Genomic DNA, 12,566 nt, shown 5'->3' on the forward strand with positions numbered 1-12,566 from the left:
CGGACCGACCCGACACGGAAGGACAGTGGACTGACGGGACGCCCCCGGACCCTCCCTGATCCCGAGTCGGGGATCCCGCCCCCGAAGCTCCCGCCAGCCGCTCCGACCCCGCCCCCGGGCCCCCGACCCCGCCCGTCCCGTTTCCGGACTTTTTCAGGGTGCCGTCAGGGTGATCAGGCGGCAGACCGTTTCGATGTCGATCTTGACCTGGGCGATCGAGGCGCGGCCCGAGAGCCAGGTGATCAGCGCCGAGTGCCAGGTGTGCTCGATGACCCGGACCGCCGAGAGCTGCTCCGCCGTCGGCGGGGCGTCCAGGCCCATCGCGTCCAGGATGATCGCCGTGGTCAGCCGGGACACCGTGTCCACCTCGGGGCTCACGCTGCGGTCCGCGAACGTCAGTGCGCGGACCATCGCGTCCGCGAGGTGCGGCTCCCGCTGGAGGGCGCGGAAGGCGCGCATCAGGGTCTCCGCGACCCGGGCCGCCGGGTCGTCGCCCGCCGGGGGGCGCTTGCGGAGTGTCGTGTGCATGTGCTGGAGCTGGTCCTGCATCGTGGCCACCAGCAGGTGCACCTTCGACGGAAAGTACCGGTACAGGGTGCCCAGCGCGACCCCGGCCGCCTCGGCCACCTCCCGCATCTGGACGGCGTCGAAGCCGCCCCGGCTGGCCAGCTGCGCGCTGGCGTGCAGGATCCGGCGGCGGCGCGCCTCCTGGCGCTCCGTCAGGGGAGGGGACGCCGTCGTGGCGACGGCTTTCGCGTCCGCTGTCATCTGTCCCGTTCCATGGCGTTCCGTGTCGTTGCGGTGCTGACTTCCGGGCTGTTCGCGTCGTGTTCGGCGGGTGGCCGGCCGGTGATCGGCAGCCAGCATCTCAGGCGTCCGAGCCGTGGCGCGAATCACCTGCTCCGCCTCTTACGGTGTGGTTTCCGGCCGGTAGATTCAATGGTCTTCGACGGATCAAGTCTGAAACTTGTTCTACATTATGCGAGCGGTTACGCTCCGGCGAAAGTGCAGGGAGAAGGGGGCCGAGAGTGACCGCTGAGGCCATGGTGACGAGCCCTTTCGCGGGTTCCGCCACCGACGGCGACCGCCCGTTGCGCATCGCGCTCCTCACCTATAAGGGGAACCCGTTCTGCGGCGGCCAGGGCGTCTACGTCCGGCACCTCTCGCGGGAGCTCGTGAAGCTCGGCCACAGCGTCGAAGTCATCGGCGCGCAGCCGTACCCGGTCCTCGACACCGGCGCCACGCTCACCGAGCTGCCGAGCCTCGACCTCTACCGGTCCCCCGACCCGTTCCGCACGCCGAAGCGCGAGGAGTACCGGGACTGGATCGACGCCGTCGAGGTCGCCACCATGTGGACCGGCGGATTCCCCGAGCCGCTGACCTTCTCGCTGCGGGCCCGGCGCCACCTCGCAGCCCGCGCGGGTGAGTTCGACGTCATCCACGACAACCAGACGCTCGGCTACGGCCTCCTCGCCGACCTCGGCGCCCCGCTCGTCACCACCATCCACCACCCCATCACCGTCGACCGCGAGCTGGACCTGGCCGCCGCCAAGAGCCGCCTCAAGCGGGCCTCCGTACGGCGCTGGTACGGCTTCACGCGGATGCAGGCGCGCGTCGCCCGCCGGCTGCCCTCCGTGCTGACCGTCTCCGGCTCCTCCAAGCAGGAGATCGCCGAGCACCTGGGCGTGCGCGACGAGCGCATCCACGTCGTCCACATCGGCGCCGACACCGACCTGTGGTCGCCCGACGCGTCCGTCGCCGAGGTGCCGGGGCGGATCGTCACCACCTCCAGCGCCGACGTCCCGCTCAAGGGCCTCGTCCACCTCGTCGAGGCGCTCGCGAAGCTGCGCACCGAACGGCCCGAGGCGCACCTCGTCGTCGTCGGCAAGCGCGCCGAGCAGGGGCCGGTGGCCCGCGCGATCGAAACGTACGGGCTCCAGGACGCGGTCCGCTTCGTCAAGGGCATCACCGACGCCGAACTCGTCGACCTGGTGCGCAGCGCGCAGATCGCCTGCGTGCCCTCGCTGTACGAGGGCTTCTCGCTGCCCGCGGCCGAGGCCATGGCCACCGGCACCCCGCTGGTCGCCACCACCGGCGGCGCGATCCCCGAGGTCGCGGGCCCGGACGGCGAGACCTGCCTCGCGGTGCCGCCCGGCGACGCGGGAGCGCTGGCCGCCGCGCTGGGCCGGCTGCTGGGCGACGCGCAGCTGCGCTCCCGCCTCGGCGCCGCCGGGCGCGAGCGCGTGCTGGCCCGGTTCACGTGGGCCAGAGCCGCCGAGGGCACCGCCGCGCACTACCGGGCCGCCATCGAGCAGGCAGCCCGCAGCCGCCGCGCGCGGTGACCTCCCGCCCCTCCGCCTTTTCGACACCACCCACCCCCGTACACCCCCGCGACCGCGAAGGCAGGACCCCGTGCTGACCGTCGATTTCTCCCGGTTCCCGCTCGCCGCAGGCGACCGCGTGCTCGATCTGGGCTGCGGCGCCGGCCGGCACGCCTTCGAGTGCTACCGGCGCGGCGCCCAGGTGGTCGCAGTCGACCGCAACGGCGAGGAGATCCGCGAGGTCGCCAAGTGGTTCGCCGCCATGAAGGAGGCCGGTGAGGCCCCGGCCGGCGCCACCGCCACCGCCATGGAGGGCGACGCGCTGGCCCTGCCGTTCCCCGACGAGTCCTTCGACGTCGTCATCATCTCCGAGGTGATGGAGCACATCCCCGACGACAAGGGCGTGCTCGCCGAGATGGTGCGCGTGCTCAAGCCCGGCGGCCGCATCGCCGTCACCGTCCCGCGCTACGGCCCGGAGAAGATCTGCTGGGCGCTGAGCGACGCGTACCACGAGGTCGAGGGCGGGCACATCCGCATCTACAAGGCCGACGAGCTGCTCGGGAAGATGGAGGCCGCCGGCCTCAAGCCGTACGGCACCCACCACGCCCACGGGCTGCACTCCCCGTACTGGTGGCTCAAGTGCGCGTTCGGCGTGGACAACGACAAGGCGCTGCCGGTGAAGGCGTACCACAAGCTCCTGGTCTGGGACATCATGAAGAAGCCGCTGGCCACGCGCCTCGCGGAGCAGGCGCTCAACCCGGTGATCGGCAAGAGCTTCGTGGCGTACGCGACGAAGCCGCACCTTCCCGTCGGCGCAGCGAAGTGAGCTCGCCCGGGCGCACCGAACGCCTCGTCCTGGACGGGGTGCTGACCGCCGAGGAGGCCGCCGCGACGGTGGCCGGGATCCTCGCCGCGCAGCGCTCCGACGGGGCCATCCCGTGGTTCCGCGGCCACCACCTGGACCCGTGGGACCACACCGAGGCCGCGATGGCCCTCGACGCCGCCGGCGAACACGAGGCCGCGGAGCGGGCGTACGACTGGCTGGCGCGGCACCAGAACGCCGACGGCTCCTGGTACGCGGCGTACGCGGACCGGCCGGACGGGGTGGACACCGCCCGGCCCCAGGACGCGAGCCGGGAGTCGAACTTCGTCGCGTACATAGCCGTCGGGGTCTGGCACCACTACCTGGCCACCGGCGACGATCCATTCCTGGACCGCATGTGGCCGGTCGTCTTCGCGGCGACCGAGTTCGTCCTCGGGCTCCAGCAGCCGGGCGGGGAGATCGGCTGGAAGCGGGAGGCGGACGGCGGCGCCGTCACGGACGCCCTGCTCACCGGCTCCTCCTCGATCCACCAGGCGCTGCGCTGCGCGCTGGCGATCGCCGAGCACCGCGAGGAGCCGCAGCCCGACTGGGAGCTGGCGGCGGGGGCCCTCGGGCACGCGATCCGGCGCCACCCGGAACGGTTCCTGGACAAGTCCCGGTACTCGATGGACTGGTACTACCCGGTGCTGGGCGGTGCGCTCGGCGGCGCGGAGGCGAAGGCGCGGATCGAGGAGCGCTGGAACGAGTTCGTGGTGCCCGGGCTCGGCGTGCGCTGCGTCCTGCCGAACCCGTGGGTGACGGGCGGGGAGTCCTGCGAACTCGCGCTGGCTCTGTGGGCGATGGGCGAGTCGGACCGGGCGCTGGACGTCCTGCGCTCGATCACGCACCTGCGCGCGGACAACGGCATGTACTGGACGGGCTACGTCTTCGAGGACAAGGCCGTGTGGCCGGTCGAGCAGACGACCTGGACGGCCGGGTCGCTGCTGCTCGCCGTGGCTGCGCTGGGCGGGGACGAGGCCACGGGGGCCGTGTTCGGGGGGCTGGAGCTGCCGTCCGGACTGGAGCCCGACTGCTGCCTGCAGGGCTGAGCACACGGAGGGGCAGGCCGCCGCGGGCGGGGCCTGCCCCTACGGGAAACCGCGGTCAGCGCCGGTAGAGCCGGCCCGCGATGAAGTGGCCGATGACGAGGTAGGCCACGGCCGCCACGCCGTAACCGACCACGACCTGGACCCACTCACGGTCGAAGGTGAACAGGTCGTAGGACCAGCCGGCCAGCCAGGTGGCGGCGTCGTGGATGAACTCCACGAGTCCGTTGCCCCGGTTGGCGTCGAGGAAATAGAGAAGGACCCACAAGCCGATCGTGAAGGCCATGACGTCCGCCACCGCGGCGACGACCCGGCCGGCTTGAACGCCTCCTCGGGCGTGTACTCCGGTGTGTGTGCGCATGCACCGCGTCTTGCCCCGTCCGGGTGAAGCAAACCCGAACGGGTCAGCCAAGTGGCGCAGCACGGGGGCCCGGGTGACGCTGCGGGAGACACCTCACTCCCCGGAGGTCCACCGTGTCGAAACCCAGCGAGTCCATACCCGTCAGCACCCGATTCCGCCGTGCCTGCACCGCCCTGCTCGTGTCCGGCGCGCTGCTCGCCGGAGCCACCGCCTGCGGCGGCGGCTCCGCCAGCGGGTCCGGCGGCGGTGAGCCCGCGCGCTCCGACATCGCGATGTCCGTGGCCGCGCAGCAGGAGGCGGCCGCCGAGGCGCTGACCGTGCAGGCGCTGACCGCGCAGGCGGCCGTCTGGCAGGAGACCGCCGACGAGGCGGCCGCCGCGGCCACGCCCGCGCCCACCACTTCCGCGGAGAAGCAGAAGTTCGCGAAGACCCGGTTCGTCGCCAACGCGGGGCTTGCGGCCGGGGCCACGTACCAGTGGATCATCAAGCCGTACCGTGCGGGCAAGTTCAAGAAGGGCGCCAGCGGTCGTACGTTCGCCCTGATCAAGGCGGGCCTCGCGGGTGCGTTCGCCTACAACCGGCTCAAGGCGGCCGCGGACAACGCCAAGGGCGACCCGCTGCTGTCGAAGGCGCTGGCCCCGCTGACGGCGAGCATCGAGTCCCTCAAGGGGCTCGGCTCCAAGCTGCGCAAGGGCGACGCGAGCGACGCCGACGTGACCTCCCTCCAGAACGTCATCAACGGAGTCAAGGGTGCGGGTGCGGGCGCCGGCGCCCCCGTGACCGACAAGGTCCCGAGCCTGTCCCAGCTGAGCGGCGGCTAGCCTCCGCCCCGCATACGCCGAGGGCCGGCCGGCCAGCGTCGCCCGGTCGGCCCGTCGGCCTGTTTCAATGGACGGGTGATCGAATTCCTGGTGGGTGCGGCCGCCGCCTGCGGCGTGGGGTGGCTCATACGGCGCAAGCAGCGGCAGCGGCTCGCGGCCGGCAGCCCGGACGGGATCCCGTGCATGGCGCGCCATCCGGCCGGAGCGGGCCGCTGGCGCATGGGCCGGGTGTTCACCGGCCCGGGTGGGGCGCGCTGGGTGCCCCGGCGCGGTGAGCCCGTAGCGCTGACCGGCGGCCGGGCGACCGGGGTACGGGCGCCCTCCGTGAAGGAGGGCATGGCCATCAACCCCGGATCGCGGATCGTGGCCTGCGCCTACGGGAGCGGTGAGCCCGGCGGGACCATCGAGATCGCCGTCATGCCGTTGGACTTGGCCGAACTCCTGGCGGCCGTCCCCCAGGCCGGCCCGGACACGGACGCCCCCGCCCCCTGACACGCCGGGGGCCGGCGTCCCGGTTGGGTGGCCGCCGCGGCGGCCGTTCAGCTGTTGAGCTCCGCCAGGACGCGCAGGGTGTGCGGGTCCGGGGCCGTCACGAGCAGGTCGGTGACCGGGCCCTTGCGCCACAGGTCGAGGCGTTCGGCGATGCGCTCGCGCGGGCCGATGAGCGAGATCTCGTCGGCGAACGCGTCCGGGACGGCGAGGACCGCCTCCTCCCGGCGCCCGGCCAGGAACAGCTCCTGGATGCGGCGGGCCTCCTCCTCGTAGCCCATGCGCGCCATCAGGTCCGCGTGGAAGTTGCGGGCCGCGTGGCCCATTCCGCCGATGTAGAAGCCGAGCATCGCCTTGACCGGCAGCAGGCCTTCGGCGACGTCGTCGCAGACCTTCGCCCGGGCCATCGGGGCGATCATGAACCCTTCGGGGAGTTCGGCCAGCGAGGCCTGGTACACGTCGGTGCGGGTCGGCGACCAGTAGAGGGGCAGCCAGCCGTCCGCGATGCGGGTGGTCTGGGCGATGTTCTTCGGGCCCTCCGCGCCGAGCAGGAGCGGCAGGTCCGCGCGCAGCGGGTGGGTGATGGGCTTGAGCGCTTTGCCGATGCCGGTGCCGTCAGCCCCGCGGTACGGGTGCTGGTGGAAGCGGCCGTCGAGGGCGACGGGCCCCTCGCGGCGCAGCACCTGGCGGATGACGTCGACGTACTCGCGGGTGGCGGTGAGCGGGCTCGCGGGGAAGGGGCGCCCGTACCAGCCCTCGACCACCTGGGGGCCGGACAGGCCCAGGCCCAGCATCATCCGGCCGCCCGAGAGGTGGTCCAGGGTCAGGGCGTGCATGGCGGTGGCGGTGGGGGTGCGGGCGGCCATCTGGGCGATCGCGGTGCCGAGGCGGATCCGCGAGGTGTGCGCGGCGATCCAGGTGAGCGGGGTGAAGGCGTCCGAGCCCCAGGCCTCGGCGGTCCACACCGAGTCGTAGCCGAGGTTCTCGGCTTCGGTGGCGAGGTCGAGGTGGGACCGGTCGGGGCCGCGGCCCCAGTAGCCGAGTGCGAGTCCGAGGCGCATGTACGTCGTCCCCTCCAGCCATATCTGACGATGCGTCAGGTGACTGTAGGGCAACGGCCCCCCGCCCGGAAGGGCGGGGGGCCGTCGGCCGTACGGACGGGGCGCGTCAGCCGCGCTGGATGCCCGAGGTGTCGTTGAGGACGCCGCGGCGGCCGTCCTGGGTCTGGGCGATCAGCGTGGCCGGGCCGCGCTGGTCCACGGCCAGGTACCAGGTGCCCGGCGCGAGCTCGGCGATCGGGGTGGGGGAACCGTCCTCCGGGAAGAGGGGGCGGGCCACCGGGACCGCGAACCAGAACGGGGTGAAGTCCGCCGCCGGAGCGGGCGCCGCGTCCTGCTGGCCCGGGCCCGGGGTCGGCGTCGGGTTCGGGGTGCCGCCGTACGGGGGGACCGGCTGCGGGGTGGAGCCGTACGGCTGGCCCTGCTGGGCGCCCGGGTAGCCGTACCCGGTGCCGGGCTGGGGCTGGCCGCCGTACGGCGCGGCCGCGACGGGCTTCGGCTCGGGCACCAGGCCGCCGGCCAGCGCCGGGATCTTCGCGCCCGCGACGGCCACGCCGGCCAGCACGAGGGTGGCGAGGAAGGCGATGATGCAGCCCGCGCCGAGGTCGGCGCCGCTCGGGCTGGTGATCAGGGACCAGAGGGAGGACCAGGCGGCGGCGACCGCGAGCACCGTCCCCCACGCGGCCAGCGGGAGGCCCGCCAGCTTGCGGGTCTCCGGCTGGAAGCGGGCGGCGATGAGCAGACCGGCCGCGATGAAGCCGAGCAGGAAGATGCTGGGGAGCGCCAGACGGTAGACGTCGGTGTCCCACACGCTCGGCAGGTCGAGGCCGGTCGCGGAGTAGAAGTCGAGGAACGAGGCGATGAACAGCAGCGCCGCTGCTCCGATCACCACGCCGTCGCCTCGAGTGAGGGAGCGGATGTTCACGTCTTAGGTGTCCTTCTCGGTCTCGGTCGTCTCGTGGTGCCGCGGTCGCGCACGTGCAGGAGCGGGGCGGGCGGGACCATGGTACGGAGGTTCCCGGCAACCGAGAGGATCGGGGCGGCAGGCTGTCCTGGGGGGACTACCCGCCCAAGAAGCCGACGATGCCGTCCGCGATGCCCTGGGCAGCCTTCTGCCGCCACTCCGGACTCGTCAGCAGCGCCGCGTCCTTGGCGTCACGCATGTTGCCGCATTCGATGAACACCTTGGGCCGGGTCGAGAGATTGAGTCCGCCCAGATCGTCGCGGACGACCAAGCCGGTGCCGCTGCCGAGGTAGTTGGCGGGGGCGGAGCCGGTGGTCCGGGCGAAGTTCGAGCCGATCCGCTCGCCGAGGTCCCGCGAGGGGCCGACGATCTTGGCCGTGTCCGCGGCACCGCCCTTGACCTTGGCCGGAAGGATGATGTGGTAGCCGCGGTTGCCCGAGGAGACCCCGTCCGCGTGGACCGAGACCACGGCGTCGGCGGCGGCCTCGTTGCCGATGCGGGCGCGCTCGTCGATGCAGGGGCCCCAGGCGCGGTCGGCCTCGTGGGTGAGGACCACCTTGAGGCCCTTGGCCTCCAGGACGGTCCGCAGCCGGCGGGACACGTCGAGGGTGAACTCGGCCTCCATGTAACCGGCGTTGGTGGTGGTGCCGGTGGTGTCGCACTCCTTGAGGTTGGTTCCGATGTCGACCTTCTTGTCGATCTCGGAGGTGTGCTTGAAGTTGCCGGTGTTGTGGCCGGGGTCGATGACCACGGTCTTTCCGGAGAGCGGGCCCTTGGCCTGTGGGGCGGCCGAGGAAGGGGAGGAGGTCGGGGTGGGCGAGGGGGCGGCGGCCGGCATCACGATCCGGGGCGGGCGGGCGTCGTCCGCCCCCGCTCCGGTGGTCAGCTGGACGAGGACCCATCCCGCCAGGAGGGTCGGGGCGAGTACGGCGGCCCCGACGGCGAGCCCGGAGCGGCGCGTGAACCACCGCCGGTCCGGGCTGACCGAGGAGTCGGACTCGGGGGAGGGGGGACTGTCGTCGTAGCGCACGCCGCGATGCTAGACCGGCGGTCCGCCGCCGGCGCGGACCGTGGGCCATATGGGGGCGTGGTGCGCTTATCCGCTTATACGTGCGCCGTGTGGGTCCGCCGCCGGCGGGCTGTACGCGTGCCGCGGACCCCGTGCCTCAGATGCCCGGCGCGGTACGGCGCAGGATGCGCAGGGAGTCGGTCACCGAGACCTCCTCGAAGGCGCCGGAAGTCAGGGCGCGCAGGTAGATCCGGTACGGGGCCTGGCCGCCGTCGGCCGGGTCGGGGAACACGTCGTGGATGGCGAGCGTCCCGCCCTCGGCGACGCGCGGGGCCCAGCCCTCGTAGTCGCCGCAGGCGTGCTCGTCGGTGTGGCCGCCGTCGATGAAGACGAAGCCCAGCCTGCCGCCCCAGGCCGCGGCGACCTGCGGGGAGCGGCCCACGATCGCGATGACGTGGTCTTCGAGGCCCGCCGCGTGGAGCGTGCGGCGGAAGGCCGGCAGGGTGTCCATCAGCCCGACCTCCGGGTCCACCACGGTCGGGTCGTGGTACTCCCAGCCCGGCTGCTGCTCCTCGCTGCCGCGGTGGTGGTCGACGGTGATCGCGGCCACCCCGGCCTCGCGGGCGGCGTCGGCCAGCAGGATGGTGGAGCGGCCGCAGTACGTCCCGACTTCGAGGAGGGGCAGCCCGAGCGCGGCGGCCCCGGCGGCCGCCTCGTACAGGGCGAGGCCCTCGCGTACGGGCATGAACCCCTTGGCGGCCTCGAAGGCGGCCAGGATCTCCGGCTTGGGGGTGGCGGGGGCCATGGGGTTCCTCCGGCTGTGCTCTCGGGTGGCTGTGCTCTTGGGTGGCTGGGCGCCCATGGTGCCTTACCGGCCGGTAGCGCACCATGCCGGGGCGGTGCGCGGCCGCGGGGGCGGGCCCCGCCCGAGTGGCGGGCGGGGCTCCCTCCTCGGAGGGACCGGCTGCGGCGCGCCCTCCTCCCGTACTGCGGTCCTTTTGTCTTACATGCGTACTTTGGCCGTCATGTTCCGACTCGGAGTCTCCGCCGCCACGGCGGCCGCCCTCGCGACCGTGGCCGTCCTGCCCGCCGCCGAGGCCCACGCGCAGCAGTTCGTGCCGTGCACCGCCGCCGCGCTGAGGAGCGCCATCACCACGGCCAACGACATCGCCGGCCCCGCGCACCTCTTCCTCGCGCCCGGCTGCACGTACACCCTCACGGCCCCCGACAACCCGGGCAACGGGCTGCCGCAGGTGACCGGCGAGATCACCGTCGTGGGCAACGGCAGCACCATCCGCCGTCAGTCGGCGACCGGGTTCCGGATCTTCGAGGTGGCCGCCCCGGGCGGCAGGCTCACCCTGAACAACCTGACCGTCCGCGGCGGCCGGTCGGAGAGCGGCGGCGGGGGCGGCGGCGGCATCGCCAACGCGGGCGTGCTCACCCTCGACTCCGTCACGGTCACCGGTAACGTCTCGGCGATCTCCGGAGCCGGCGGCGGCATCGGCAGTTCCGGCACGCTCAACCTCCGCAACAGCACCGTGAGCCACAACGTATCCACGAACAACGGCGGCGGCGTCGCCAGCTCCGGCACCGCGAACATCTCGAACACCACCATCACCGGCAACACCGCCAAGGACACCGGCGGAGGTCTCGACGCACGCGGCAGCCTGACCCTCACCGGCAGCCGGGTGACCGACAACGCCGCCCGGCTCGACGGCGGGGGCATCAGCGCCTTCATGCTCACGGGGACGGTCACGGACACCCTCGTCCAGGGCAACGACACGGCCGAGGACAACGACGGCGGCGGCGGGATCCTCAACCGCCGGTCGACCCTGACCCTGGAGCGGACCACCGTCTTCGCCAACCGGGTCATCGAGACCGGGGCGACGGGCGGCGGAATCTCCAACATCGCCGGCGCTTCCCTCGCCCTGCGGAACAGCTCGGTGACGAACAACTACGCCGGCGGCGCCCCGGGCGGCATCTTCAACCACGAGAGCACCGTCTCGCTGACGGCCACCACCGTGGCCGACAACTTTCCGACCAACTGCGCCCCCGGCGTCTTCGCCGGCTGCACCGACTGACCCGTCCTACACCGCGGCCGGGGCCGGGGCGAGGCGCGCCCGCAGCAGCATCCGCGCCGAGTGGTCCACGAGATGACGCATGACCGGCACGTGGCGCTCGTCGCCGCCGAGCACGGTCAGCAGCCGGTGGGCCTCGACGCGGAAGGCGTCGAGGTCCGCGGCGAACCGGGCGAGCACGTCCGGGGCCAGGAGACGGCCGCTGAGCTCCTCGCGCGCCTGCGGGCACCGGCGGGCGGCGGCGCAGAGGCCCAGGACGTCCTCCCGGGCCCGGGCCGCGGGGGCGTCGGGGGCGTCGGGGGCGTCGTCGAGGGCGCACGTGAGCAGGTAGGTGACCGTCCCGTTGAGGAGGTCCTCATTGCGGCCGGACAGTATGTCCTCCTGGTCGTTGAACAGCTGCCACAGAATGCCGAATATGTATCCGAACTCCCGCCACAGTTCTACTCTTTCGTCACTCGCGCCCGCCAATAGCGCCGCCATCGCCGTAATCATCGAGTAGGGGCCGCCGGATTTCCCGCGGTAGGTCTCGATCACCGAGTTCCGGGTGGCGCACTCGGCATCGGCGTCGATATCGGTCAGCTGTCCCTCGGCGCCCACCGCCCAGCCGGTGGCGATCTCGGCCGTGAGCGCGACCTGGAGCGCGGCCGGCACCGGGAGCGAGCGGACGATCCGGACCGGCAGAACCGTTCCGCTGAGCGTCGAGGCCAGCAGGGCCTCGTCCCGGCCGATGATGTCGGACGAGGTCGTACCGTGCCCGTCGGCGAGGTCGTCGAGGTAGCAGGCCGAGGTCCACCAGAGCACGTGCACGGCGGCCAGCGGGGCGGCCGGTCCGGGCTGCCCCGTCTCGATGGCGTGCACCATCATCGGCAGCACGGAGAGGGGATGCCGCATTTTTTGATGCCTGAGGAGTCTGCTCACGGCGCTCCTGGCGGCGCCCGCACCCGAAGCGGGAGTGAGGGTCGAGACGGCCGCCTCTAATTCCGCCTGGATGTCCGGGGCGACGTGCCGGTGGAGGTCCACATAAGTGATGCAATTCACGACCATTTCCTTCCTGAAATGAATTCGGCTCGGCGTCAACGCCCCAGATTCGGTCATTTGGCGCGGAGGGATCTAGAGCGATTTCCGGACATGACCGGTTCATGTCCTGTCGCACTCGAACCACACCGTCTTGCCGGCGGCCGTCGGCTCCGCGCCCCAGCGGTCGGTCAGGGCCTCGACCAGGAGCAGCCCCCGCCCGCCGTCGGCGAGCCCCTCGCCGCGGGCAGGGCGGGCCGGCCCCGGGCAGTCGTCCGCCACCTCGACCCGCAGCCCCTCCGGCCCGCACAGGATGAGCACCGAACAGGTCCGGCCGGGGACGTGCCGCACGACGTTGGAGACCAGCTCGGTCAGGGCCAGTTCGGCGGCGTGGGTCACCCCGGCCAGGCCCCAGCTGGCCAGGTAGATCCGCAGGATGCGCCGCATGTGGCGGGCCGAGTGCTCACTGACGGTGAAGGTCATGCGGTAGCTCTCGCCAAGTGCGGCTGCTGAATGCTCAGTTGCGTGATTCACGTCACCAGA

Annotated in this window: 14 protein-coding genes; 6 read left to right on the plus strand and 8 right to left on the minus strand. The window is 72.7% G+C overall.

Annotation, left to right across the window (positions count from 1 at the left end; genetic code table 11):
* Positions 1 to 153: 153 nt before the first annotated feature.
* The gene (locus tag CP980_RS23210) at positions 154 to 768 is read right to left on the minus strand and encodes a TetR family transcriptional regulator (RefSeq protein ID WP_132755626.1); all 615 of its coding nucleotides are present in this window, start codon (positions 766 to 768) and stop codon (positions 154 to 156) included.
* A 260-nt stretch (positions 769 to 1,028) separates the two neighbouring features.
* On the opposite strand from CP980_RS23210, the gene CP980_RS23215 reads away from it, so the two are divergent.
* The 3 genes from CP980_RS23215 to CP980_RS23225 all read left to right on the plus strand — a co-directional run bounded on the left by CP980_RS23215 (position 1,029) and on the right by CP980_RS23225 (position 4,232).
* The gene (locus CP980_RS23215; RefSeq protein ID WP_150528991.1) at positions 1,029 to 2,342 is read left to right on the plus strand and encodes a glycosyltransferase family 4 protein; all 1,314 of its coding nucleotides are present in this window, start codon (positions 1,029 to 1,031) and stop codon (positions 2,340 to 2,342) included.
* Positions 2,343 to 2,412: 70 nt separating this feature from the next.
* Positions 2,413 to 3,147 carry a class I SAM-dependent methyltransferase gene (locus tag CP980_RS23220; protein WP_099892734.1) on the plus strand — a complete coding sequence of 245 codons (735 nt, stop codon included), beginning with the start codon at positions 2,413 to 2,415 and terminating at the stop codon, positions 3,145 to 3,147.
* Positions 3,144 to 4,232 carry a prenyltransferase/squalene oxidase repeat-containing protein gene (locus CP980_RS23225; protein ID WP_132755630.1) on the plus strand — a complete coding sequence of 363 codons (1,089 nt, stop codon included), beginning with the start codon at positions 3,144 to 3,146 and terminating at the stop codon, positions 4,230 to 4,232. Before CP980_RS23220 ends, CP980_RS23225 begins: the two co-directional genes overlap by 4 nt.
* Positions 4,233 to 4,287: 55 nt before the next feature.
* Here the strand turns inward: CP980_RS23225 and CP980_RS23230 are convergent, their stop codons facing one another.
* A complete protein-coding gene (locus CP980_RS23230) occupies positions 4,288 to 4,590 on the minus strand; it encodes a hypothetical protein (protein WP_099892738.1) in 303 nt (100 codons plus the stop codon).
* 134 nt (positions 4,591 to 4,724) lie between these two features.
* On the opposite strand from CP980_RS23230, the gene CP980_RS23235 reads away from it, so the two are divergent.
* Together CP980_RS23235 and CP980_RS23240 are read left to right on the plus strand one after the other, a co-directional pair.
* Positions 4,725 to 5,411 (plus strand): hypothetical protein, encoded by a 687-nt coding sequence (locus CP980_RS23235; RefSeq protein WP_373312944.1) that lies wholly within the window; start codon positions 4,725 to 4,727, stop codon positions 5,409 to 5,411.
* Between the two features lie 75 nt (positions 5,412 to 5,486).
* Positions 5,487 to 5,903, plus strand: coding sequence for a hypothetical protein (locus tag CP980_RS23240; protein WP_150528992.1), 417 nt, complete (start codon positions 5,487 to 5,489; stop codon positions 5,901 to 5,903).
* A gap of 47 nt (positions 5,904 to 5,950) precedes the next feature.
* On the opposite strand, the gene CP980_RS23245 is transcribed toward CP980_RS23240, so the two are convergent.
* From CP980_RS23245 to CP980_RS23260, 4 genes are all read right to left on the minus strand, one after another.
* Complete coding sequence (locus tag CP980_RS23245; protein ID WP_132755634.1) at positions 5,951 to 6,961, minus strand: LLM class F420-dependent oxidoreductase; 1,011 nt, start codon at positions 6,959 to 6,961, stop codon at positions 5,951 to 5,953.
* A gap of 106 nt (positions 6,962 to 7,067) precedes the next feature.
* Positions 7,068 to 7,883 carry a DUF5336 domain-containing protein gene (locus CP980_RS23250; RefSeq protein WP_150528993.1) on the minus strand — a complete coding sequence of 272 codons (816 nt, stop codon included), beginning with the start codon at positions 7,881 to 7,883 and terminating at the stop codon, positions 7,068 to 7,070.
* Positions 7,884 to 8,019: 136 nt separating this feature from the next.
* Positions 8,020 to 8,952, minus strand: coding sequence for an N-acetylmuramoyl-L-alanine amidase (locus tag CP980_RS23255; protein ID WP_229907216.1), 933 nt, complete (start codon positions 8,950 to 8,952; stop codon positions 8,020 to 8,022).
* A gap of 136 nt (positions 8,953 to 9,088) precedes the next feature.
* A complete protein-coding gene (locus CP980_RS23260; protein WP_150528994.1) occupies positions 9,089 to 9,736 on the minus strand; it encodes a class I SAM-dependent methyltransferase in 648 nt (215 codons plus the stop codon).
* Between the two features lie 220 nt (positions 9,737 to 9,956).
* Here CP980_RS23260 and CP980_RS23265 point away from each other — a divergent pair, with 220 nt between their 5' ends.
* Positions 9,957 to 11,012: a right-handed parallel beta-helix repeat-containing protein gene (locus CP980_RS23265; RefSeq protein WP_150528995.1), complete on the plus strand. Its 1,056-nt coding sequence runs from the start codon at positions 9,957 to 9,959 to the stop codon at positions 11,010 to 11,012.
* A gap of 6 nt (positions 11,013 to 11,018) precedes the next feature.
* Here CP980_RS23265 and CP980_RS23270 read toward each other — a convergent pair whose 3' ends face one another.
* A complete protein-coding gene (locus tag CP980_RS23270; RefSeq protein WP_150528996.1) occupies positions 11,019 to 12,053 on the minus strand; it encodes a polyprenyl synthetase family protein in 1,035 nt (344 codons plus the stop codon).
* 93 nt (positions 12,054 to 12,146) lie between these two features.
* A complete protein-coding gene (locus CP980_RS23275; RefSeq protein ID WP_150528997.1) occupies positions 12,147 to 12,506 on the minus strand; it encodes an ATP-binding protein in 360 nt (119 codons plus the stop codon).
* Positions 12,507 to 12,566: the final 60 nt, after the last annotated feature.

Source organism: Streptomyces vinaceus, assembly GCF_008704935.1.
Taxonomy (GTDB): domain Bacteria; phylum Actinomycetota; class Actinomycetes; order Streptomycetales; family Streptomycetaceae; genus Streptomyces; species Streptomyces vinaceus.

What these genes read in the sequence shown, in the direction of transcription:
- CP980_RS23210 (WP_132755626.1), bottom strand. Translation starts at nt 768, where the DNA reads ATGACAGCGGACGCGAAAGCCGTCGCCACGACGGCGTCCCCTCCCCTG.
- CP980_RS23230 (WP_099892738.1), bottom strand. Translation starts at nt 4,590, where the DNA reads ATGCGCACACACACCGGAGTACACGCCCGAGGAGGCGTTCAAGCCGGC.
- CP980_RS23245 (WP_132755634.1), bottom strand. Translation starts at nt 6,961, where the DNA reads ATGCGCCTCGGACTCGCACTCGGCTACTGGGGCCGCGGCCCCGACCGG.
- CP980_RS23260 (WP_150528994.1), bottom strand. Translation starts at nt 9,736, where the DNA reads ATGGCCCCCGCCACCCCCAAGCCGGAGATCCTGGCCGCCTTCGAGGCC.
- CP980_RS23265 (WP_150528995.1), top strand. Translation starts at nt 9,957, where the DNA reads ATGTTCCGACTCGGAGTCTCCGCCGCCACGGCGGCCGCCCTCGCGACC.
- CP980_RS23270 (WP_150528996.1), bottom strand. Translation starts at nt 12,053, where the DNA reads ATGGTCGTGAATTGCATCACTTATGTGGACCTCCACCGGCACGTCGCC.
- CP980_RS23275 (WP_150528997.1), bottom strand. Translation starts at nt 12,506, where the DNA reads ATGACCTTCACCGTCAGTGAGCACTCGGCCCGCCACATGCGGCGCATC.